Here is a 23,842-nt window from a genome sequence, read left to right as displayed (position 1 = left end):
AAGAAATAAAAATCAAAGAATGATACAACCAGGCAATTTGCCGGCTTAAAAGTCTCAGAACACCTCAGGTGCGAATGTGACAAGAAAGCCGGTAAATTGTTTTTTGTGTTTTTACCTTAAAAAAATAAAATATTTCATGATTAATTGTCAGAAACCGATTTTATTGGTATCATAAAAGGTATAGTATTAAAAGATATGGCTTTATTTTCGAATAGTTTTTTCATATGCTGTGTTAATTAATTGAATTATCAATGGCAGGTAAAATTTTCAGCCCTGCTATAAGCAATGGTTTAACCTCGAGAGTAGGAAAACAAAAAGGCAATTATGGATAAAATAACTGTGATACAGAAATATACGACTGACAATAAATGAAGGATTTGATATAGATGAAAAAACTTGTAATAGGAATTCTGGCACACGTAGACGCGGGAAAGACCACCTTATCAGAAGGGATGCTCTATCTAAGCGGCAAAATTGGAAAACTGGGAAGGGTGGACAATAAAGATGCATATCTTGACACCAATGAGCTTGAAAGAGCAAGAGGTATTACAATTTTCTCAAAACAAGCCCTGTTGGACATTGAGGATATTCAGATAACTCTTCTTGATACGCCGGGACATGTGGATTTTTCTGCTGAAATGGAGAGAACGCTGCAGGTATTGGATTATGCAATTCTTGTTGTCAGCGGTGCGGATGGCATCCAGGGGCATACGAAAACATTATGGAGGCTTCTTCAAATGTATCAGATACCTGTCTTTATCTTTATTAATAAGATGGATCAGGCGGGAACAGACAGAATCAAGCTGTTAGAGGAACTTAAAAATGAGCTGGAGTATGGCTGTATTGATTTTGGACAGGCGGGGACAGAAGAATTCTATGACCAGCTGGCGATGTGCCAGGAGAGCATGCTGGAAGCCTTTCTGGAATCCGGTGGTATCTGTAATACCCTGATAAAGGAAGCAATACAAAAGCGTAAGGTATTTCCCTGTTTCTTTGGCTCAGCTCTGAAATTAGAAGGAGTAGAGCAGTTTATGGAGGGAATTAAGGCATATTCTCTTATACCCTCCTACCGGTCAGAATTCGGTGCCAAAATATACAAAATAAGCCGAGACGAACAGGGAAACAGACTTACCTTTCTTAAAATTACCGGAGGCAGGCTAAAAATCAGAGATATGCTTTCTGGCAGCAGCTGGATGGAGAAGGTAAATCAGATTCGTCTGTATTCCGGATTAAAATATGAAGCAGTTAACGAAATAGAAGCGGGCAGTATCTGTGCGGTTCTGGGGTTGACACAGACCAGACCAGGGGAAGGACTTGGTATAGAAGAAGCCTCTGATACGCCGGTTTTAGAGCCGGTATTATCTTATCAGATTATTCTGCCGGAAGGCTGTGATCCCAGAATGATGATACCAAAGCTGCGCCAGTTGGAAGAAGAAGAGCCGGAATTGCATATTCTTTGGGATGAAACTTTGCAGGAAATCCAGGCGCAAATTATGGGAGAGGTACAGATTGAAATCCTGCAGAGCCTTATAGAGAGCCGTTTTGGTGTTTCAGTAACCTTTGATGCAGGCAGAATTGTATATAAGGAGACCATTGCAGATACAGTAGAGGGAGTAGGACATTTTGAACCCCTGAGGCATTATGCAGAGGTTCATCTGCTGTTGGAACCTGGCGAACCGGGTAGTGGACTTCTGTTTGCTGTAAATTGCAGCGAAGATATACTGGGAAAGAGCTGGCAGAGGCTTGTAATGACACATCTGGAGGAAAGAATTCATCCGGGGGTCCTTACCGGTTCGGCTATCACAGACCTAAAGATTACCCTTGTGTCCGGACGAGCACATAATAAACATACGGAGGGCGGAGATTTTAGAGAGGCCACCTACCGTGCAGTAAGGCAGGGTTTAAAAGAAGCAGATTCCATATTATTAGAGCCTTACTACGCCTTCCAGCTGGAGCTTCCAGAAAAGATGGTAGGTAGGGCCATGAATGATATCGAAAAGATGCACGGAACCTGTGAAATAACCGAAACCAATGGAGACATGACAGTAATAAATGGAAGTGCGCCTGTAGTCACCATGCGTAATTACCAGAGAGAAGTAAATGCATATACCAAAGGACTTGGCAGATTGTTCTGCAGTCTGAAAGGTTATGAGAGATGCCATAACCAGGAAGAAGTTATTGAAAATATAGGATATGATTCCGAAAGGGATCTTTACAATCCCACGGGTTCCGTATTCTGCTCCCATGGAGCCGGATTTTTGGTAAACTGGGACAAAGTCAAAGATTATATGCATCTGGAGGGATATTTACAGAAGAAAAGTACCTTGCAGGAAGGAAGCATCCGTAATCAGGATGAAGTGGCAGATAAGGATTTTATAAGCCTTGAAGAGATTGATAAAATAATTAATTCCACTTTCTATGCCAACCAGGGAAATAAGACGGTATGGAAGAAACGTAAATCCGCAAGAGAAAGCTATTATGCTTCTTCTCCGGCAGTCAGCAATAACACGCAGAAGGAAAAAAAAGAAGAATATCTGCTGGTAGACGGCTATAATGTTATTTATGCATGGACAGAGCTTGCTGAACTGGCTGAGGATAATATGGATGCTGCCAGAATTAAACTGCTGGAGGCCTTGAGCAATTATCAGGGGATACGTAAATGTCAAATTATTGTTGTATTCGATGCCTACCGGTTATCAGGTCATAAAGAAGAAATCATAAATTATCATAATATTCATATGGTGTATACAAGAGAAGCACAGACCGCCGACCAGTATATTGAAAAATTTGCACATGACAACAGAAGCAAATATCGCATAACCGTAGCAACCTCCGATGGCCTTCAGCAGATTATTATACGAGGTGCCGGCAGTGATTTACTGTCCGCAAGAGAGCTAAGAGAAGAAATTGTAAGAGCAAATGAAAGGCTGATGGTAGCTTATGAAGAGATGCAGCAAAAAGGACGTAGTTATCTGTTAGATAGCCTTTCACCTGAGATGAGAAAGCGGATGGAAGATTTACTATCCGAAAATGAAAATAAATAATAACCAGAGGTGTCCTTTCATAGAGGTGAGGGCACCTTTTTTGTTTTCATTCCACATGAATTATCCGATTTGTTTGTAAAATTTCAGTGGGATACATGTATAATACATGTATATGTAAAAAAAGCTGTGCAATATTTACTGATTTTATCCTTAATACAAAGGGTTTTTTGTGCATTGACAAAAGAAATACATGGTGCTAGAATAACCAATGTTAAATTCATATTAAATAAGTATGAATAGTATGAATGATATAAAACGGCGTGAATATTATATTACATACACGAATTAATATGAATAAAAGAGGAGGATAAAATCTATGTTAAAAAGAAGATCTAAATTACTTGCTGTACTGCTTACTTTAGTAATTGTAGCGGGTGCCCTTTACGGCTGCAGTTCAAAAAATACAGCCAATACTTCCGGAAATACAGAAACTGTTGGTGAAAAGGTAGACGTTAATAAAGAGTCCAGCACAGGAAATGCGTCAGCAGAGGATACCTTAGATGCAGATCAGACCCTGAACCTGAAATTTGATGAACCCCTTACCCTTGATGTAAGTGATGTTCGTAATTCTTCAGAATTTCAGATTCTCTCCCAGGTACAGGAAGGACTGTTCAGAACCTTTACGGATGAAAACGGCAACGATGTAATATCAAATGCCGGAGCGGAGTCCTATGAAGTGTCCGAGGATGGATTAGTATATACTTTTAAATTACGTGATTATAAATGGTCTGATGGCGTTGCGGTTACAGCAGACCAGTATGTGGATTCCATTCACAGATTATTAGACCCTGAAAAAGCATTTGCTTATTCCTTTATGGCATATGATATATTAAATGCTGAGAAATTTTTTAACGGAGAAGCAAAAGCAGAAGAGGTTGGTGTAAAAGCGCTGGATGATAAAACTCTTGAGATTACCTTAACTTCTCCTACTCCTTATTTCGTTAAAAAGCTCTCAAACGTATGCTTTTATCCAGTTAGACTGGATGTAATCGATAAGGGCAGTGAAACTTATGCAACCAGCATAGATGAACAGGTTTACAGCGGTCCTTTTACCATCAGTGAGTGGGTAAAGGAAAACAGCATGGTATTAGTGAAAAACCCTGATTACTGGGATGCCGAAAATGTAAAACTGCAAAAGGTGGTATTTACAGCTGCAGAAGAGCCTGCAACTCAGTCCTTATTACTGGAATCCAAACAGTTGGATGTAGCGGAAGCTTCCGCGGATTATGTGGATAAGTGGAAACAGTTGGCAGATGCAGGTCAGTTAACATATGTATCAGCAACCTATCCCAGTGTAAGCTTTATTGGCTTCAATCAGCATACCGGCGGTAAATCCGGTCTGATGAACAATGCAAAGATACGTCTGGCTTTATCTCTTGCAATTGACAGAGAAGAATACAACGAGTTAATCTTTAACGGAATCAATGTTCCAGCTTACGGAATCCTTCCTTTCAGCCTCCAGGTTGGAGAGACGGAATTCCGCAGTGTAGTGGAGGAACCTTTAAAAGCACTTACCGAAGAATATAATAATGATGCAGAAAAACTTCAGACCTTGTTTAAGGAAGGCCTTGCAGAAGAAGGCAAAAGTACAGATTTAAGCCAGATAACCTTAACCTTTATCACTACGGGTGCAACTGTACAGGAGAAATCCACCCAGGAATATTACAAACAGAAATGGGAAGAAAAACTGGGAATAAAAATTGATATTAATGTTTTAGCTGACAGAAGTACTTTCGTAACGGAACGTGACGGTAATAATTATGATTTACTGGCAAATGGCTGGAATGGTGATTATAACGACCCTATGACCTTTATTGATCTATGGATAACCGGCAGCGGTTATGCAAAATACTTCGGTGGCTACCATAATGATGATTATGACAAGATCTTCGAAAGTCTGGCAATTGAAAGTGATGCAGATCAACGCACCCAAATCTATGCCGAACTGGAGAAGAACCTGGTTGCTGATAATGCTGGTGTGCTGCCTCTCTACTATACAAACAAACAGATTTTCATTCAGTCCTATGTTAAGAATCTAAGTACCCCCTTGTTTGGTACGAATTATGAGTTCAGCAGAGCTTATATAGCAGGACGCGATAACTAGTACAATGGCCACTACGGCAGGCAAACCTTCTGGGGCTGGTAACACAGCCCCTTTTGCTTCTGGAGATTATAACAGGAAAGGTGAATGAAGTGTTAAAATATAGTATTAAACGATTCTTTACAATGTTATTTACCCTGTTTATCATTGCTACGGCGACCTTTTTCCTGCTGGCAGCACTACCGGGAGATGCATTGACTGAGAGGGCAGAGAGACTTCCCGAACAGATAAAAGTAAATCTATACAAGAAATATGGACTGGATAAACCATTGCTGGAACGTTATGTAATAACCATGAAGGGGATGGTGGCAGGTGATTTCGGTGAATCTGTTATATTTCCAGGTGAAACGGTACCTTCTATAATCAAAGCCAAACTTCCGGCCTCTGCAAGGCTTGGTTTCGGGCAACTGGTACTGGGAGTTGGACTTGGTCTTATACTTGGTATAATAGCAGCAGTAAAGAAAGGAACCTGGATCGATTATACAGTAGTCACTTTGTCCATCCTGCTTATATCCGTTCCCCATCTGATATTGGGCTTGCTGCTTCAAAAGGTGTTTGCAGGCAACCTTGGGTGGTTTCCTGTAATAGGCTGGCCAAAAGGCGGGGAACAGTGGTTTGGCGGCTGGCAGTATACGGTACTCCCTACTGTTACTGGAAGCTTTGCTTACATTGCTGTTTATACAAGGCTTCTAAAGACCTCCATGCTGGAGGTAATGAGTCAGGACTATATCCTGACAGCAGAGTCCAAAGGCTTAAGCAAGTGGCAGATAATCAGACGGCATGTTTTAAGAAATTCCTTTCTTCCGGTTATTACTTTTCTTCCCATGTCTATTGCCATGTGCATTACCGGTTCATTTTTTATTGAAAAGATATTTTCTATACCAGGCTTGGGGCTATATTATGTAAATGCAGTCTCCGGCAGGGATGTAACGGTGGTAATGGGGCAAACAGTAATCCTGGCTGCCATGTATATTATTGTAATATACTTTACAGACATCCTCTATACAGTAGTAGATCCCAGAATACGTATACTGGGCGGAGAGAGATAGTGCTTAAAGAGATTATCCAACATATTTTGCGATGCCATTCTATTGGCATCATGGAGGTTTTAAATGGCAGTTATATCGCAAAACAGTTTTAAGAGAATAGAAAAAGACAGATTTGGCAGTGACCTTATCCTACGTCCGACTATAACATACTGGCAGGATGCCTGGCGGCGGCTGCGTAAAAATCCAATTGCCCTGGCTTCACTGGTAATATTGGTACTTTTTGTGGTTATGGTTATCATTGGACCCTATATAAGAGGTTATGATTATACTACAATAGTAGCAAAGAATAAGAATCTGGCTCCGTCCTCCGCCTATTGGTTTGGAACGGACAATTTAGGAAGAGATTTATTTTCCCGAGTGTGGTTAGGAGCAAGAGCTTCCTTAATAGTAGCTATTGTGTGTACTCTGATTCAATTAGTCATTGGCTGTACCTATGGTGGCATTATGGCTTACTTTGGAGGAGTGACGGACAATGTCATGATGCGTATTATTGAGGTAATTACCTCCTTGCCCTCCCTTTTGATTACCATGCTGGTAATGATGGTATTGGGTAACAGTTTATTTGCCCTTTTAACGGCAATGTGCTTAACTTCCTGGTGCGGAACCGCAAGACAGGTCAGGGGGCAGATCATGCAGCTGAGGGAATCGGAATATATTATGGCAGCCATTACCCTGGGAGCAAGTCCTTTTCGTATAATCACAAAGCACCTGCTGCCCAATACGCTGGGGTTGTTGATCTTAAACCTTGCCTCCAGTATTCCGGATTATATCTTTACGGAAGCTGGTTTAAGTTTTCTTGGGATGGGACTGCAGGCGCCAAACACAAGTCTTGGAATTTTGATATCCCTTGGACAGACAACAATGGATTTTCATCCGAACCAGCTCTTTTTCCCGGCAGCAGTGTTATGTGTGATTGTGTTAGCCTTTAATCTTTTTGGTGACGGTTTACGAGATGCTCTTGACCCGAAGCTTCGTAAGTAGGAGGAGACATTATGGGAAAATTATTAGAAGTTGAGAAGCTGCAGGTTTCTTATCATACTTATGCGGGAGAAGTACAGGCTGTAAGGGATATTTCTTTTGACCTATTGGAAGGGGAAACCCTTGCTATTGTTGGAGAATCCGGCTGCGGTAAATCTGTTACTGCAAGAACCATACTAGGCTTAAGCAGTACCGGGAATATGGAGATAAAAGCCGGCAGTAAGATATTATATCAGGGCAGGGATGTATTAAAGTTTACAAAGAAAGAGCTGAGTGCTTACCGTGGTGGTGAGAGTGCCATTATCTTTCAGGACGCATTGACTGCTCTTAATCCTACAATGACAGTGGGAAAACAGATAGCTGAAAACCTGATTATGCACCATCAGCTGAAGAAGAAGGATGCACTTAGAGAAGCAGAAAATATGCTTCGCCTGGTAGGAATACCAAACCCTGAAAAACGTGTAAAACAATATCCCCATGAATTTTCCGGCGGTATGCGTCAGAGGGTAATGATAGCCATAGCCTTTGCCTGTAATCCAAAGCTGCTGATTGCTGATGAACCGACAACTGCCCTGGATGTTACAATTCAGGCACAGATAATGGATCTGATAAAACAGCTGCAGAAGGATAAAAACACAGCCGTAATACTGATTACCCACGATCTTGGCGTGGTAGCAAATACGGCTAAAAGAATAATGGTCATGTACTCCGGAAAAATAGTAGAGTACGGGAACAGCAAGGACATCTTTTATCATTCGAAGCATCCATATACCATGGCTTTATTAAAGGCAGTCCCCAGGCTGGATCTTGAAAATAAACAGGAGCTTGACTCCATACCCGGAGTGCCTCCGGATTTGATTGCTCCGCCAAAAGGCTGCCCTTTTGCTTCCAGGTGTAAGTATTGCATGGAAATCTGCTGTGAGGAAATTCCGGAGATGACAAGCTTTCAGGAAGGTCATGCCGCCGCCTGCTGGCTCCATCACCCCGAAGCACCGAAAGCGGATAATCCTTTTCTACAGGGAATAAAAGAAGAAACGGAGGCGGTTACACATGAAGGATGATAAAATAATATTAGAGGTTAAACATCTCGATAAGTATTTCCGCCTGGACAGTGATTCCCTGCTAAAGGCAGTGGATCATGTCAGCTTCCAGATCCGGGAGGGTGAAACCTTAGGACTGGTAGGAGAATCCGGCTGCGGAAAGACTACCTGTGGACGTACTGCTATAGGCTTATATAATAAAACAGCAGGAAATGTTTACTATAAGGGAGAGGACGTTCATGCGTTAAAAGGAAAAGAAAAGCAGAATTTTAAGAAGAATGTACAGATGATTTTCCAGGATCCATATGCTTCCCTTGATCCCAGAATGACGGTTGCAGATATCGTAGCAGAAGGAATCGATATCCATAAACTGGCTGGGGGTAAAAAAGACAGAGATGAAAAAATCTATTATTATCTTAACCTGGTAGGTCTGAACAGAGAGCATGCCGGAAGATTTGTACATGAGTTCTCAGGAGGCCAGAGACAACGAATCGGTATAGCCAGAGCGTTGGCTGTAGAGCCGGAATTTCTGGTGCTGGATGAACCGAGTTCTGCATTGGATGTTTCCATACAGGCGCAGATCGTAAATTTACTGGTAAGACTCCAAAAAGAAATGAAGCTGACTTATCTCTTTGTAGCCCATGATCTTTCCATGGTCAAACATATTTCAGACAGAGTAGCGGTTATGTATCTGGGCAAAATCGTAGAGATAACAACCTCTGAAAAACTGTACCGGAATCCTATGCATCCATATACCCAGGCCCTGCTGTCAGCTATTCCAATACCAGACCCGGAGATTGAAAGCACTCGTACAATCATCAAATTACTAGGAGATGTACCAAGTCCCATAAATCCTCCGGCAGGCTGTAGATTCAAAGGAAGATGTAAATATGCAACAACTGCTTGCGGAGAAATAACCCCTGAGCTGCAAAACATTGGGGACGATCATTATGTGGCATGTCATCTATATAATAAGTACAGTTAGTATTACAGACAGTCAACTGTCAAAAGGGAGGAACCAGTCCTTGAAGTTAAAGAATTACTTAATGGATATTCTTAAAGCGGTGGCCATAGGCCTTATAGCCAGCGGAATTATTATAGTACTGATTGGAATCGTAGCACTAATTGTTAACAGCGGATCAATATTACCAAGCCTTACAGCAGTCAGAGGAGCTCTATGTATCATAGGTGCATTGGGACTTATAATATCTGCTGCCATGTTGATAAGTAAAAAGAATGGTATATCAAAGGATTATGAAAAGGAGTGGCGGGCACATTTTAACCATTTTAATTTGCTTGGTGTCATCCTTACTGTTTCTTCTGCCCTACTTCTTATTGCGGGGGGAATTGACAGCCTGCTTTATATATTTTAATAACTGTGAGAATACCTCCTTCCAACCAATAAACAGGCGATTTGCATAAGACAGAATGAATGCGCTTATATATATTGTAATTGAAGCATGAACCTTTCTGTCTTATGCAAGTCGCCGTCCGTCTGTAATACCCGTTATACACTGGATTCCGGGGCCATAATCGTAAATGGAAAAGAAATCGAAGGATTAAAAAATGATGCATTATCCGATTACAGGCGGGATAATCTTGGTTTTATCCTGCGGCCTTGTCGTATTTGAAGAGATGGAATTACTTGACTACTCAACCTATCTAATGATAGAATTGTTACAGACTGTACTACCGTTGTTATTGGAAATAAAAGGAGGTCGTTAAATGATTGAATATATATATGATACTCAGTTATTAATAGAAGGACAGAATTTATCAGAGGACGAGATCAATGAATATATAACTGCCAACATTGAAGGAGACTGCTTACTGGCAGTTGGTGATGAGGAAATGATAAAAATACATTTTCATACCAATACTCCATGGAAAGTTCTTGAATATTGTGCCTCATTAGGGGAAATCTATGATGTAGTAATTGAAAATATGAAGCGGCAGGCTGACGGTTTACACGGATAAGGACGAAATGGATAAGAATAATTAGATTATTAAGTATTTGCAGTTCTATTTTTTGTATTTATCGAAAAATTTAGAAAATGTGCACATTTTGGAATTTTTTGTTGACTAACAACAAAAAATATATTATTATAATTTAGTAGAAAAATCAAATAATACTGACATCAATCGGTTGGACAGGAAACTGTTTTCAAGTCATCGGAGCTAATAGGGGGAGAAGCTCATGATGCTTAGAATGCAGTTTTTTTTTAACCATAAACAATAATAATAGTAAGGAGTGATTCTATGTCAATTGAAACTCTTGCAGCAATCAAAGAAGCGGAAGAGCAGGCACTTGCCATTGCAGAGGAAGCAAAGCAGGAGGCAGCAAGACTGGTAAAGGAAAAAAGAACATCCGAAAAGCAAAAAAATATGCAGCTGTTGGAAGCTGCATTGGAAAGGAGAGTTGAAGTATTAAAAAAAGCAGAACAAGAAGCAGAAGCCAAAGGACTCCAATTGGAAGCCAGCAATCAATCTGTTTATGAAAAACTGGACAATCCGCCCAAAGAAGCGGTAGAAGAAGCTGTTAATCAAATAATAACGAGGGTATTAACGTATGGCAGTTGAAAAAATGAAGAAATTAACGATCATCACCTTCAAAGATGTTCGTGAAGTTGTATTGAAGGAGTTTCAAAAAGCAGGAAACATTCACTTTAAAGAGTTGGAGCTGAGTAGTCTTCCTACAGAGTATCTTTTTCTGTCAAAAGCAGTACCGATAGGGGAAACGAAACTGACAGAACATAAAACAGTCGTTGAGAATACCATAAAGGCACTGAATCCTTATGTACCGAAAAAGAAACTCACAGATAAGCGGCTCCAGATTACCTATGAAGAATGTTGTTCTTACCTTGATAATACAGAATTAGAAGAACTCCATAAAGCAGTAAGGAGTATATTGGACAGAAAAGATAGCTTATCTCAGGAATATGCAAAACGAAAGACTGAAAATACACAGTTAGAGCCTTATGCGTTCTTGGAATTTCCGGTTTCTGAACTTAAGAAATTGAGTAAGTTTTATGCGGTTCTGTTATCCGTTCGGGGAGATAACCAAGAGGAATTAGAAGAACTGGAAAAAGAGTTCCCGGAAGCCTATTTGGAAAAGTTAGGCAGAATAAAACAGGAAGTGGTTTATTTGTTTGTTAATTCGGCAGAGCAAAGCAATGAGGTTAGAGATTATCTGAATCAGCATGCAATAACAATCCTCGACCTTGTATATGAGAAAAAGCCGGTAGAATTAATACAATCAAACCAGGAGCGAATGAATATAATCCAGGAAGAAATCGAACTTTGCAAGGAAGAACTGCAAAAGTTTGGAGCTGACTATGATAAAGTATTAATTGAGAAAGATGCTATTACTACCTGTTTGAGTCGTGATGCAGTAGTAAATAATTTTCTGAACAGCAACGCTATTGTTTATATGGAGGGATGGATTCCGGAGGAGAATTTAGAAGAACTGAAGGAAATCCTTGAGACGGTAATTACTGGTAAATACTATATAAATGTTGAGGAAGTTGACAGTGAGGATTTGGAGGTTCCGGTCAAGCTAAAGAATAAGGGATTATTTGCTGCTTTTGAGAGTATTACAGAGATGTTTAGTTTACCCAGATACAATGAACTGGATCCCACAGGAATTTTGGCAGTATTTTACCTTGTGTTTTTCGGGATGATGGTTGGTGATGCCGGTTACGGAATCTTGCTGACAGCTGCCTGCTTTTGTATCTTAAAATTTGTGGATATGGATGAAAAGAGAAGGAAATCTATTCAGCTGTTTTTCTACCTGGGGATTGCTGTCATATTTGGCGGGATTCTATATGGAAGTATGTTTGGCTTGACCTTTTTTGCACCGATTCCGGTGAAGGGGGGAGGTCATAAGGCGATTCTTGATACACAGTCTGATATTGTAATCATGCTGGTATTGTCAATGGCTATTGGTGTGATTCATATTTTCAGTGGTTTGGTCATGAAAGCGCTTAACTGTTATAAGCAAAAGGATTACGCTGGAATAATCTGTGATTCTGTTTTATGGATATTAACACTGTCCAGCGGTATCTTGTTATTATTAAGAGGTGCCGGTATTATGAACTTTGGAACCGCTAAGATATATGGGATGTTCTTTGGTGCGTGTATTGTAGGGCTGGCAGCAACACAGGGCAGAAGCAGTAAATCAATCGGAGGAAAAATTGGTGGCGGTCTGTATGGGGTGTATGGTCTTAGTAGTTATATCGGAGATATTGTATCCTACACCAGAATTGTAGCTCTTGGTTTATCGGGTGCTTATATTGCCTATTCCTTTAATTTATTGTCCGGTCTTATACCAGGAACCATAGGTAGGATACTATTTGGTACAGTCGTAGCAGTGTTCGGTCAGTCTCTGAATTTTGGGTTATCCTTGCTGGGGGCTTATGTTCATAGTTGCAGGCTTCAGTACGTAGAGTTTTTTGGTAAATTCTATAACGGAGGAGGAAAAGCTTACCGTCCGTTCAAAATAGAAAATAAAAATATTACAATTAAAAAATAATTTATCTGGAGGATTAAATAATGACGATTGCGAACTATTTTTTAGAAAACGGTGGATTTATTTTTGCTGCTATGGGTGCGGTATTTGCAGTAGTATTAGCGGGTATTGGTTCCATGAAAGGATGCGGTCTGGCAGGACAGGCAGCTGCCGGTATTATAACCGAGGAACCTGAAAAATTTGGTCAGGCATTGATTCTGCAGCTGCTTCCCGGAACACAGGGGTTATACGGCTTTATTATCGGCTTTCTTGTACTTTTACAACTTGGTAATGAACCGACGATGGGTCAGGGACTCTATTTACTCTTTACTGGTCTTCCGGTAGGCTTAGCTGGTCTTTTATCCGGTATTGCACAGGGTAAAGTATCAGCAGCTGGTATGCAGATTCTTGCAAAAAATCCTGAGCATAACACAAAGGGTATTATTCTTGCTGCTATCGTTGAAACATACGCTATTTTAGGTTTTGTTGCATCTATCATCATGTTATTTGTTACCTATCCGAAATAATAAACCTGCCATGTGCTGAAAGGGAGTGAAAAATTGGGTAGTTTAGAAAGTTTAACCCACAAAATAATAGAGGATGCAAAATTACAGGCGGAAGATATTATTAAACAGGCGTTGGATAAAATAAGCGTGGAGCTTGAAGATGAGGCTGGAAAAAATAATATTTATTGTGAGAAAATCAAGCAAGAGGCTGAAAGAAAAGCAGAGGAAATATACCGCAGAGTCATTGCGGAAAAAGAGATGGAAATCAGGGATAAGAACCTGTTCGTTAAGCAGAAGCAGTTAGACAATGTATTCCATGAAGCATTGAGAAGACTAAAAGATTTAAGCCTGGAGGAGTATATAAAGTATTTGAGACATACCCTCTCCGGGAAGGATTTAAAAGGTTATGAAATCTTTCTTCCTGAAAAATATAATACGGAGGAAAATGATAAAGCCATAAAGGAATTATTCAACAAAATCAGCGAAAGCAGCGGTGTTCTGTCAGATATCCAATACCGGCCTATTGGAGGCGGATTTATCCTGATGAAAAATGGAGTGGTAGAGAACTATACCTTTGAGACCTGGATAGATATTATACGGCAGGACGCAGAAGGTGAGGTACTGGAAATTCTATATGGAAAGGGGAAATGAAGTTGAAGGATACCGATTTTATAACTGCTTCAAGTTATATTAGAACCCTTGAAAATAAACTTTTGAAACGAACTAAACTGGATAATCTAGTGGCAATGGACAGCTTTTCAGATATCCTGAAAGGACTTTCCCAAGGCAATGATTACAGCATGACTACAGTTAGCAGTCTGGATCAGGCAGAAGAGTGTCTAAAGAATGAGTGGAGCAGGGTTATCGGACAGATGTATGAGGTAAGCCCCCATAAAGAAGTGATTGAGCTGATTGAAGCGCCTTATCACTTTCATGCCATTCGTTATACACTAAAAACCGGACAGACACAATCAGATAATATACAATTACCTGGTGAACTGAAAGAAATAATGGGAAAGGTATTGGAGGCAACCGAGGATAATCAGAAACGGGAGATAATCCTTGATAAGCATATGTTTGAATATATGAGGCAGCTAGCTCAAAAAATAGGAAGTAGTCTCATTATGGAGCATATAGGGATGCAGATTGATTTTTATAATATCAAAGCGATGTTAAGAGTCAGGGAAATGCATAAGGATTTGGCGCTTCTTGAATTATGCCTGATAGAAGGTGGAAATCTTGACAGAGATTTGTTTTTACGCTGCTTCAGTCTTCCACTGTCTGCTATAATTGCCGCCTTTACCTATAAATACTGTAATAAGGAAATAAAAAAGGGATTGGAAAGTTATGAAGTGTATCATAATTTTTCGGAAATGGAAGTATTGCTTCAAGGAGCGCTTATAGAACAATTAAAAAAAGCGAAGCTTATAACCTATGGTGCAGAAATTGTCTACGCATACCTGATGGCAAAAGAAAATGAACTTCGTCAGATCAGGCTACTTCTTACCTGTAAGGCAAAAAAGATATCCAATACGACACTTATCAGAAAGCTGGGTGAGAGCTATGTATAAGATGGCAGTAGTCGGAGATCGTGAATCCGTGTTAATATTTAAAGCTTTCGGAGTAGAGGTATTTGGAGTTGATGTAACAGAGGCCTTGGAAAATCAGAAGCTTATCAATCGTTTGGCAAAAGAAGGGTATGCCGTTATTCTTATAACAGAGCAGGCAGCACAATATCTGCTTGAAACCTTGGAGCATTATCGAAAGGAAGTATTACCGGCAGTAATGATTATACCTTCCGGGGATGCTGCCCTTGGGATTGCTGAGAAACTTATGAAACAGAATGTAGAACGTGCAGTAGGAGTAGATATACTGCAGCCGGAAAATTAAGATAGAGAGAGGAGCGGTACAATTTGAGATTAGGCACAGTTACAAGTGTTGCGGGCCCTTTGGTCATAGCCAAAGGTATGAATACTGCTAAAATATATGATATGGTAACTGTTTCCGAGAAACATTTGATTGGTGAGATCATTGAAATGCGTGGAGACAGAGCTTCCATTCAGGTGTACGAAGAGACCTCTATGTTAGGACCGGGAGAGTCAGTGTATGGTGAGGGTGAGCCCTTAAGTGTTGAACTTGGGCCTGGATTACTTGAATCCATGTTTGACGGAATTCAAAGACCATTGGATAAAATTCTTGAAAAGTCCGGAGATTTTATTAATCGAGGTGTGCATGTAGATTCACTAAACAAAACGAAGAAATGGAACTTTGAACCTGTGGCTGCAATTGGAGATCAGGTGCGCCAGGGAGATATTATAGGTTTGGTTCAGGAAAATAATATTATTCAACATAAGATTATGATACCAAAAGGTATCGCAGGTATCATAAAGAGCATTGCAGCAGGTGAATTTACGATCGAAGAAACTGTTGCAGTGGTTGAAAAGGAAGACGGTTCCACCATCAATGTCTGCATGCTTCAGAGATGGCCCGTTCGCCGAGGACGCCCGGTTGCCCGGAAAATGATGCCGGAGAGGCCTTTGGTAAGCGGACAGAGGGTTATTGACACCTTCTTTCCGGTAGCAAAAGGAGGAACAGCTTGCGTACCCGGTCCCTTCGGAAGCGGAAAGACTGTAGTTCAGCATCAGATTGCAAAATGGGCAGATGTTGATATTGTTGTATATGTAGGATGCGGTGAGCGCGGTAATGAAATGACGGATGTATTAAATGAGTTCCCAGAGCTGATTGATCCGAAAACCGGAGAATCCCTCATGAAACGTACCGTGTTAATTGCAAATACCTCTAATATGCCTGTTGCGGCAAGAGAGGCATCCATCTATACCGGTATAACAATAGCTGAGTATTACAGAGATATGGGATTCTCCGTAGCGCTGATGGCAGATTCATCTTCCAGATGGGCAGAAGCCTTAAGGGAAATGTCCGGGCGACTGGAAGAGATGCCAGGTGAAGAAGGTTATCCAGCTTATCTAGGCTCCCGGTTGGCAGAGTTTTATGAAAGAGCCGGGGAAGTTGTATGTCTGGGACAGGATAAGAGAACAGGAACACTGACAGTTATCGCAGCGGTTTCTCCTCCCGGCGGTGACCTCTCGGAACCGGTTACCCAGGCCACCCTTCGTATTGTTAAGGTATTCTGGGGACTAGATGCATCACTTGCTTATGCGAGGCATTTTCCTGCTATTAACTGGCTTTCTTCTTACAGTTTATATACTTCCGGACTCACTGACTGGTTGAATGCAAATGTTGACACTGACTATTCAAGATGCCAGATGGCAGCCCTTGCTCTGTTGCAGGAAGAAAGCCGGCTGAATGATATTGTAAGACTGGTTGGATATGATTCACTTTCCCAGGAAGATCAGTTAAAGCTAGAGGTTGCAAAATCCCTTAGAGAAGATTTCCTTCAACAGAACGCATTTGTTGAAGAAGATGCATATACTACTCTCGACAAGCAATTTAAGATGCTTCAGACAATCCTTGAGTTCTATAAGCTGTCAAAGGAGGCATTGAGTGCAGGGGTTTATCTGAAAGAAATATTGAAACTTCCGGTAAGGGAAAAATTGGGACGTATGAAGGAAATTCCAGAGAGCAAACCAGAAAAATTTCTGAAACTCAAGAATCAAATCAACTTGGAGATGGATAACCTTATCAACGAAAGAGGTGGCAGGAAATGATAAAAGAATATCGTACCATATCGGAAATTGTTGGGCCTCTTATGGTAGTAGAGAAGGTTGAAAATGTCCGTTATGATGAGATGGTTGAGGTTAGGACGCAAAGCGGAGAAATCAGACAGGGACGTGTTCTGGAAATTAATGAAAAAAGTGCTGTGGTTCAGCTCTTTGAAAGAGCAGACGGAATTCTAATGGAAGAGAGCTCCGTACGTTTTCTGGAGAAACCACAGGTGCTTGGTGTATCCATGGATATGCTTGGACGTATTTACGATGGAATGGGAAGGCCCATTGATGATGGACCTAAGATACATCCCGATAAGTACATGGACATCAATGGAGTTGTAATCAACCCTGTAGCCAGAGACTACCCTTCTGAGTTTATTCAGACAGGAATATCCTCAATTGACGGCTTAAATACAATGGTTAGGGGGCAAAAGCTTCCTGTGTTCTCAGCTTCCGGACTTCCTCATAAGGAATTGGCAGCACAGATAGCAAGACAGGCTAAGGTTAGAGGGAATGATACAAATTTTGCTGTAGTTTTCGCCGCCATCGGTATAACGTTTGAAGAAGCGGAATATTTTATTCAGGATTTCAAGAATACCGGTGCTCTTCAGCGAACGGTTATGTTCGTAAACCTTGCCGATCATCCTGCTATTGAACGTCTTTCAACGCCACGAATGGCACTTACCATGGCAGAGTATCTTGCTTTTGAGAAGGATATGCATGTGCTGGTTATCATGACAGATATTACGAATTACTGTGAAGCTCTTCGTGAGGTAGGGGCGGCCAGAAAGGAGGTACCCGGAAGGCGCGGATACCCCGGATATATGTATACAGATCTTGCAAATCTATATGAACGCGCTGGTAAGATCAAGGGCAGAAAGGGTTCCATCACTCAGATACCGGTATTGACCATGCCAGAAGATGATAAGACTCATCCTATACCAGACCTGACAGGATACATTACGGAAGGCCAGATAATACTTAATCGTGAATTGTATCGAAAAAACATTTGGCCGCCGGTAGATGTTCTGCCATCCCTGTCTCGATTAAAGGATAAAGGAATCGGAGCAGATAAGACCCGTGAAGATCATGCGGATACCATGAATCAGTTATTTTCCGCATATGCGCAGGGAAAGAAAGCCAGGGAGCTCTCGGCAATTCTTGGTGAATCCTCCCTGTCCGATACCGATAAGATATATGCTAAATTTGCAGATGCCTTTGAAAGCAAATATGTGGCGCAAGGATTCAGCGTTAACAGGAGCATCGAGGAAACACTTGATATTGGTTGGGAATTGTTATCCATGCTTCCGAAATCTGAACTGAAACGTGTAAAAGAAAAGTTCATTGAGAAGTACCTACCCGGAAATTCTTAAGAGAACAAAAGCGGAGAAAGCAGATAAGAAAGAGGTGTAGCAGGCATGGAAAGATTGAATGTGAATCCGAACCGGATGGAGTTAGCGGAACTTAGGTCGAAACTTACGACGGCAAAACAGGGACATGAGCTGCTGAAAGGTAAACAGGATGAACTTGTGCACCGTTTTATTGAACTTTTAAATGAGAGCAGGAGACTACGGTTAGTACTCACAAAGCAATTTACAGGTTTATATCAGGATTTTTCTCTTGTAGGAGCAGAAATCTCTCCGGAATTTCTGGAAGAAGCTTTAATGGCTTCCGGGAGTATGGCAGCTTTAAAAGCATCTGAAAAATCCATAATGGGTGTTCGAGTTCCTGCCTTTGATTATACACTGGCAAAGGAAGATATTCATTATCCTTACAGCTTCTCTTATACCAGCAGTGAGCTTGATGTCTCCATACGTAAATGTCATTCCATGATGGAAGAAATTATAAAGCTTGCAGAAATGGAAAAAGCTTGTGAATTATTAGCAAACGAGATTGAGAAAATTCGAAGAAGGGTAAATGCCCTTGAATTTATGACAATTCCACAGCTTAAAGAGAGTATCCGATATATTCAGATGAAGCTGGATGAAAATGAACGAGGTAATCTGGTTAGACTTATTAAAGTAAAAAATAAAATAAAATCCCAGGCAGCCGTAGAATAACAGAAAGAGATGTTTCAAAACAGGATTCATGGTTTTGAGACATCTTTTTTAAATTAGAGATTGATATATAAGCCTGTTTAATATGAAAGCCAAGATTTAAAGAAGTTATGACTTTTGGCAAACTGTATACGCAATTTAATTAAAGTTTACAGAATCGTACAATAAATATTTTGTTAAAGGAATAACAAGACTAAAAGCTTTGTGGATGGAAAAAATAGTAATATTATTATCGAATATGTGGTAGTGACATTATTTTAGAGGTCAGAAAATCAGAGGAATATAATAAGTATTCATTATTAATCCTCTAATTCTCAAGGCATTCAAATTTAAGATATTTAAGTAAAAGTTAGTTGACTTATTTTTATAAAATTTACTCTAAAAGACTGTAAAAATTGAACATTTTGTGCTATAATTAAAATTGTATGCTAAAAATGAACAACTTCGTTTTTATTTTAACATGATTCAAATCATAATGAGAAAGAGGGAATACTAATATGGGCAAAAAATCATTTTTGGGCGGAATCCATCCCTATGACGGCAAAGCTTTCACAATGGATAAACCCATAACAGTTCATGCAACCAAAGGGGAGTTGGTGTTTCCCATGGCACAGCATATAGGAGCTCCGGCCAAACCGATAGTGGCCAAAGGTGATAAAGTACTGGTTGGGCAGATTTTAGGTGAAGCCCCAGGATTTGTTTCGGCCAATGTAATCAGCTCGGTTTCAGGTACTGTAAAAGCCATTGAAAAGCGATTGACTTCCGCTGGAAGATTTGATGAAGCTGTTATTGTGGAGAATGATCATACATATACATCAGTTGAAAATTTTGGCGTGGAACAGGATTATGAAAAACTCTCAAAAGAAGAGATCAGAAATCAGATTAAAGCAGCTGGAATCGTCGGATTGGGAGGAGCAGGTTTTCCGACACATGTAAAGTTAAGTGCAGAGGAAACTAAAATTGATTATCTGATAGTAAACGGTGCGGAGTGTGAGCCTTATCTGACCTCAGATTACCGTCTGATGTTAGAGGAACCGGAAAAAATAATCAATGGGCTGCAAATACTTTTGAAACTATATAATAAGGCTCAAGGAATAATAGCCATCGAAGATAACAAACCGGAGGCTATCAGAATATTAACGGAGCTGGCTGCAAAGGAAAATAATATAGAGGTCAGGAGTTTAGCCACAAAATATCCGCAGGGCGGTGAACGTCATTTAATTTACTCCGTAACAGGAAGAAAATTGAATTCAAAAAAGCTACCAGCTGATGTAGGTTGTATTGTAGATAATGTATACACCATAATATCTGTATATAATGCTGTTGCAAGGCAGATACCCCTTATTGAAAAGATAATAACCGTATCGGGAGATGCAGTGAATACCCCGGTAAATCTAAGAGTCAGAACAGGAACCAGTTATGTGGAGGTTTTGGAGGCAGCAGGGGGCTTCAGCGCCCAACCAGAAAAGGTAATTTTGGGAGGACCTATGATGGGTGTTCCGCTCTTTAATCTCGATATACCGGTTACAAAAACAACTTCCTCTTTGCTTGGATTTTTAAAAGATGAGGCAGCGGTGGAGGAATCTGCCTGCATTCGATGCGGTCGTTGTATCACTAAATGTCCCTTGCAGCTGATGCCTTATAAAATCGCAGAAGCTGCTATGCGTTCGGATGAAGAGGAATATCTTAAGTATAACGGATTGGAGTGTTGTGCCTGCGGTTGCTGTTCCTATATATGTCCGGCAAGAAGAGGACTGACCCATGCAATTATACAGACGAAAAAGGAAGTACTGGATAAACGCAAGAGAGCCTAAGTTTAGGACCTCAGAGTGAAAGAAAAAATAGTTACGAAAGGATGCCACGAAAGTATTCTTTCACTTATTAGGTAGTGGCTATATCACAGGAGAACCTGTGATTTAAGGATTTAAAAGTGAGCGATTTATTTCATGTATCTGCGGCACCTCATACAAGAAGCCCTATTACAACAAAGCATATTATGCGGGATGTAGTTATTGCACTTATGCCTGCAAGTTTATTTGGCATTTATAATTTCGGATTAAACGCATTACTTATTCTGATAACAACTGTTACTGTCTGTCTTTTGACAGAATATATCTATTGCAGAGCTATGAAAAAGCCGGTAACTACCAGTGATTTCAGTGCTGTGGTTACTGGTCTATTGTTAGCCTTTAACCTTCCGGTAGGTTTGCCACTTTGGATGGCAGCTTTAGGCGGAATATTTGCAATTGTAGTCGTTAAGATGGTATTCGGAGGATTGGGACAGAATTTTATGAACCCGGCTCTTGCAGCCAGAGCTTTTCTGCTAATCAGCTTTTCTGACAACATGGCTGATTTTGCTGTAAAGCAGATCAGTTCCCCAAAAGTTACAGATTACATATTGCATGGAGCCATAGTTGCAGATGGAGTTTCAGGGGCAACACCTTTACAAATGTTAAAATCCGGTGAAAGTATTAATCTATTAGAAAAATTAATTGGTTCGGTAGGGGGAAGTATTGGTGAAACCAGCGCTCTGGCCATTATCCTTGGCGGACTGTATCTGATATTCAGAAAGGTAATATCTTATAGGATTCCTGTCATATATATTCTTACAGTGGTTGTCTTCCTTCTCTTATTTTCAGGAGAAGGAGCCGATATGAATTATTTAACGGGGCAAATTCTTGGTGGTGGTCTGTTATTAGGAGCATTCTTTATGGCAACCGATTATGTAACAAGCCCGACAACACCAAAAGGGCAGATTTTGTTTGGAGTACTATTAGGTGTATTAACAGGAATATTCCGTATTTTTGGAAAAAGTCCGGAAGGTGTTTCTTACGCCATCCTGCTTGGCAACATCCTTGTACCTTTGATAGAAAAGGTTACGATACCTACACCTTTTGGAAAGGAGCGTGCTGTTAGTGGAAAATAAGCAAAAAAAACGTTCCTCATTGTTTAAAGATGCCCTCGTTTTATTTGTGATTACTTTGATAGCAGGACTATCTCTAGCATATACCAATGAGGTGACAAAAGGTCCCATAGCTGTAAGACAGCTTGAGAAAAAACAGGAGGCATATTCCAAGGTTTATACAGCTGCAAATGAAATCATTCCTGATGATGAACTTACACAAGCTGCAGCCGCTGCGGACTTAAGCCTGCTAGATTCCTCCTACCGCAAGGTTAAAGTGAATGAAATCGGCAAGGCCATAGATTCCAATGGTAATATCATTGGTTACATCATAGCAGTTACAACGAAGGGCGGCTATAATCCTCCCATCTCAATGGTTATCGGTTATAGCCTTGAGTATGAGATTACCGGTTTTGAGTATCTCTCCTTCAATGAATCTAAAAGTGTTGATAAACTGAAAAATGAATACCGGACACAATATATCGGAAAGACGGGAGAGCATTTTTCCTTTGAGGAAGGTGATGGAACCCTGGTTGATGCCATATCAGGTGCAACAATTTCTTCCAATGGTATTATTGAAGCGGTAAATGCCGGAATAGGGTATTTAAATGAGTATGTTATAGGAGGTGCCGGTCAATGAAACAGAATAGATACACAGAACGATTAATCAACGGTATTATAAAAGAAAATCCTACCTTTATTATGATGCTTGGTATGTGCCCTACCCTTGCTGTAACAACTTCCGGAACAAATGGCTTGTATATGGGCCTTACAACAACAGTTGTATTAATGTTTTCTAATTTACTTATTTCAGTACTTCGAAAAGTAATACCGGATAAGGTCAGAATACCGGCTTATATCGTAGTTATTGCTACCATGGTGACGATTGTTGAGATGATTCTTAAGGCCTATATTCCGGTTTTGAATGATAAACTAGGAATTTATATCCCATTGATTGTGGTAAACTGCATTATTATGGGAAGGGCGGAAGCCTATGCAGGAAAAAACTCTGTAGGATTGTCACTTTTTGACGGAATCGGCATGGGGCTTGGTTTTGCCCTTGCGCTAACAGTGATAGGAAGTATACGTGAATTATTGGGAGCAGGTACATTCTTTGGTTTGCAGGTAACTCCCTCTTCTTTTAAACCTATATCTATCTTTGTAATGGCACCGGGGGCATTCTTTGTTCTGTCTATCCTGACGGCCTTACAGAATAAATTTAAGTTGCCCTCTGCAACTAATGGTTCTGCTTCAAGCTCAAATCTTTCCTGTGGCAGCAGTTGTACAGGCTGCAGCGGAAGCCATTGCTATGCTGGAACTAATAGTAGAGAGAATATAATACAAACCGATAAAAATACAGATGACAATGGTGGAAAGGAGAAGAAGTAATGGTTCAGTTAGTCTTAGTTTTAATAGCGGCAGCATTTGTAAATAACGTAGTACTAAGTCAATTCCTTGGACTGTGTCCTTTTTTAGGAGTTTCAAAAAAAACCGGAACAGCAGCAGGAATGGGAGCGGCTATCATATTCGTCATCACTTTATCCTCTGCTCTTTGCAGCCTTGTATACGGTTTTATCCTTAAACCTTTAGGACTGGAATACTTAAAAACTATTGTTTTTATTCTGCTGATAGCCTGCCTGGTGCAGTTTGTAGAAATGGTGCTGAAAAAGCATAGTCCTTCCCTTTATAATTCACTTGGAGTATATCTCCCCCTTATAACGACCAACTGTGCGGTTCTTGGTATCACTTTGATTAATGTACAGGAAGAGTATGATTTCATTACCAGTATTGTCAGTGGTTTTGGAACAGCAGTTGGTTTTACAGTAATAATCGTAATGATGGCGGGGGTACGTGAACGAATCCAGCATAATGATATACCCAAGGCATTTCAAGGCTATCCAATTGTTTTGATTGCTGCCGGCCTTATGGCGATTGCATTTCTTGGGTTTGCCGGAATCATATAAAGGAGGGG

23 protein-coding genes are annotated in these 23,842 nt (G+C 40.4%); all 23 read left to right on the top strand.

Annotated elements, in window-relative coordinates:
* Nucleotides 1-386 precede the first annotated feature (386 nt).
* The 23 genes from R2R35_RS03990 (at nt 387) to rsxA (ending at nt 23,834) form a co-directional block, all read left to right on the top strand.
* Nucleotides 387-3,044 carry a translation factor GTPase family protein gene (locus tag R2R35_RS03990; RefSeq protein WP_317733202.1) on the top strand — a complete coding sequence of 886 codons (2,658 nt, stop codon included), beginning with the start codon at nt 387-389 and terminating at the stop codon, nt 3,042-3,044.
* A 316-nt stretch (nt 3,045-3,360) separates the two neighbouring features.
* Nucleotides 3,361-5,148 carry a peptide ABC transporter substrate-binding protein gene (locus tag R2R35_RS03985; protein ID WP_317733201.1) on the top strand — a complete coding sequence of 596 codons (1,788 nt, stop codon included), beginning with the start codon at nt 3,361-3,363 and terminating at the stop codon, nt 5,146-5,148.
* Nucleotides 5,149-5,237: 89 nt separating this feature from the next.
* On the top strand, nt 5,238-6,194 hold the full coding sequence (locus R2R35_RS03980) for an ABC transporter permease (protein ID WP_317733200.1): 957 nt from the start codon (nt 5,238-5,240) through the stop codon (nt 6,192-6,194).
* Between the two features lie 63 nt (nt 6,195-6,257).
* Nucleotides 6,258-7,175, top strand: coding sequence for an ABC transporter permease (locus R2R35_RS03975; protein ID WP_317733199.1), 918 nt, complete (start codon nt 6,258-6,260; stop codon nt 7,173-7,175).
* Nucleotides 7,176-7,186: 11 nt separating this feature from the next.
* Nucleotides 7,187-8,233 carry an ABC transporter ATP-binding protein gene (locus tag R2R35_RS03970; protein WP_317733198.1) on the top strand — a complete coding sequence of 349 codons (1,047 nt, stop codon included), beginning with the start codon at nt 7,187-7,189 and terminating at the stop codon, nt 8,231-8,233.
* Nucleotides 8,223-9,197 (top strand): ABC transporter ATP-binding protein, encoded by a 975-nt coding sequence (locus R2R35_RS03965; protein WP_317733197.1) that lies wholly within the window; start codon nt 8,223-8,225, stop codon nt 9,195-9,197. The genes R2R35_RS03970 and R2R35_RS03965 overlap by 11 nt, the downstream gene beginning before the upstream one ends.
* 40 nt (nt 9,198-9,237) lie before the next feature.
* Nucleotides 9,238-9,585: a hypothetical protein gene (locus R2R35_RS03960; protein WP_317733196.1), complete on the top strand. Its 348-nt coding sequence runs from the start codon at nt 9,238-9,240 to the stop codon at nt 9,583-9,585.
* Between the two features lie 193 nt (nt 9,586-9,778).
* Complete coding sequence (locus tag R2R35_RS03950) at nt 9,779-9,937, top strand: hypothetical protein (RefSeq protein WP_317734867.1); 159 nt, start codon at nt 9,779-9,781, stop codon at nt 9,935-9,937.
* Nucleotides 9,938-10,189: a dihydroxyacetone kinase gene (locus R2R35_RS03945; protein WP_033165754.1), complete on the top strand. Its 252-nt coding sequence runs from the start codon at nt 9,938-9,940 to the stop codon at nt 10,187-10,189. It abuts the gene before it with no gap.
* Nucleotides 10,190-10,471: 282 nt separating this feature from the next.
* Nucleotides 10,472-10,792, top strand: a complete 321-nt coding sequence (locus tag R2R35_RS03940; RefSeq protein WP_317733195.1) for a hypothetical protein — start codon at nt 10,472-10,474, stop codon at nt 10,790-10,792.
* Nucleotides 10,782-12,743 carry a V-type ATP synthase subunit I gene (locus R2R35_RS03935; protein WP_317733194.1) on the top strand — a complete coding sequence of 654 codons (1,962 nt, stop codon included), beginning with the start codon at nt 10,782-10,784 and terminating at the stop codon, nt 12,741-12,743. The genes R2R35_RS03940 and R2R35_RS03935 overlap by 11 nt, the downstream gene beginning before the upstream one ends.
* Before the next feature lie 20 nt (nt 12,744-12,763).
* Nucleotides 12,764-13,246: a V-type ATP synthase subunit K gene (locus tag R2R35_RS03930; protein WP_317733193.1), complete on the top strand. Its 483-nt coding sequence runs from the start codon at nt 12,764-12,766 to the stop codon at nt 13,244-13,246.
* A 33-nt stretch (nt 13,247-13,279) separates the two neighbouring features.
* Nucleotides 13,280-13,876 carry a V-type ATP synthase subunit E gene (locus R2R35_RS03925; RefSeq protein WP_317733192.1) on the top strand — a complete coding sequence of 199 codons (597 nt, stop codon included), beginning with the start codon at nt 13,280-13,282 and terminating at the stop codon, nt 13,874-13,876.
* Nucleotides 13,873-14,796: a V-type ATPase subunit gene (locus R2R35_RS03920; protein ID WP_317733191.1), complete on the top strand. Its 924-nt coding sequence runs from the start codon at nt 13,873-13,875 to the stop codon at nt 14,794-14,796. The genes R2R35_RS03925 and R2R35_RS03920 overlap by 4 nt, the downstream gene beginning before the upstream one ends.
* The gene (locus tag R2R35_RS03915) at nt 14,789-15,115 is read left to right on the top strand and encodes a V-type ATP synthase subunit F (RefSeq protein ID WP_317733190.1); all 327 of its coding nucleotides are present in this window, start codon (nt 14,789-14,791) and stop codon (nt 15,113-15,115) included. Before R2R35_RS03920 ends, R2R35_RS03915 begins: the two co-directional genes overlap by 8 nt.
* A gap of 77 nt (nt 15,116-15,192) precedes the next feature.
* Nucleotides 15,193-16,911, top strand: a complete 1,719-nt coding sequence (locus R2R35_RS03910) for a V-type ATP synthase subunit A (protein ID WP_442872284.1) — start codon at nt 15,193-15,195, stop codon at nt 16,909-16,911.
* Nucleotides 16,908-18,284, top strand: coding sequence for a V-type ATP synthase subunit B (locus R2R35_RS03905; protein ID WP_317733188.1), 1,377 nt, complete (start codon nt 16,908-16,910; stop codon nt 18,282-18,284). The genes R2R35_RS03910 and R2R35_RS03905 overlap by 4 nt, the downstream gene beginning before the upstream one ends.
* A 45-nt stretch (nt 18,285-18,329) precedes the next feature.
* Complete coding sequence (locus R2R35_RS03900) at nt 18,330-18,971, top strand: V-type ATP synthase subunit D (RefSeq protein WP_317733187.1); 642 nt, start codon at nt 18,330-18,332, stop codon at nt 18,969-18,971.
* Nucleotides 18,972-19,465: 494 nt separating this feature from the next.
* On the top strand, nt 19,466-20,782 hold the full coding sequence (gene rsxC / locus R2R35_RS03895) for an electron transport complex subunit RsxC (RefSeq protein WP_317733186.1): 1,317 nt from the start codon (nt 19,466-19,468) through the stop codon (nt 20,780-20,782).
* Between the two features lie 116 nt (nt 20,783-20,898).
* On the top strand, nt 20,899-21,894 hold the full coding sequence (locus tag R2R35_RS03890) for an RnfABCDGE type electron transport complex subunit D (protein WP_317733185.1): 996 nt from the start codon (nt 20,899-20,901) through the stop codon (nt 21,892-21,894).
* Nucleotides 21,884-22,510: an FMN-binding protein gene (locus R2R35_RS03885; protein ID WP_317733184.1), complete on the top strand. Its 627-nt coding sequence runs from the start codon at nt 21,884-21,886 to the stop codon at nt 22,508-22,510. The genes R2R35_RS03890 and R2R35_RS03885 overlap by 11 nt, the downstream gene beginning before the upstream one ends.
* Complete coding sequence (locus R2R35_RS03880) at nt 22,507-23,259, top strand: electron transport complex subunit E (protein WP_317733183.1); 753 nt, start codon at nt 22,507-22,509, stop codon at nt 23,257-23,259. The genes R2R35_RS03885 and R2R35_RS03880 overlap by 4 nt, the downstream gene beginning before the upstream one ends.
* Nucleotides 23,259-23,834, top strand: coding sequence for an electron transport complex subunit RsxA (gene rsxA / locus R2R35_RS03875; RefSeq protein ID WP_317733182.1), 576 nt, complete (start codon nt 23,259-23,261; stop codon nt 23,832-23,834). The genes R2R35_RS03880 and rsxA overlap by 1 nt, the downstream gene beginning before the upstream one ends.
* The last annotated feature ends 8 nt before the right edge of the window (nt 23,835-23,842 follow it).

Origin of the sequence: Anaerocolumna sp. AGMB13020, from assembly GCF_033100115.1 — a bacterium.
Taxonomy (GTDB): domain Bacteria; phylum Bacillota; class Clostridia; order Lachnospirales; family Lachnospiraceae; genus Anaerocolumna.
The sequence above is the reverse complement of the archived record's forward strand: the minus strand, read 5'-3'. Positions and strand labels throughout refer to the sequence as shown.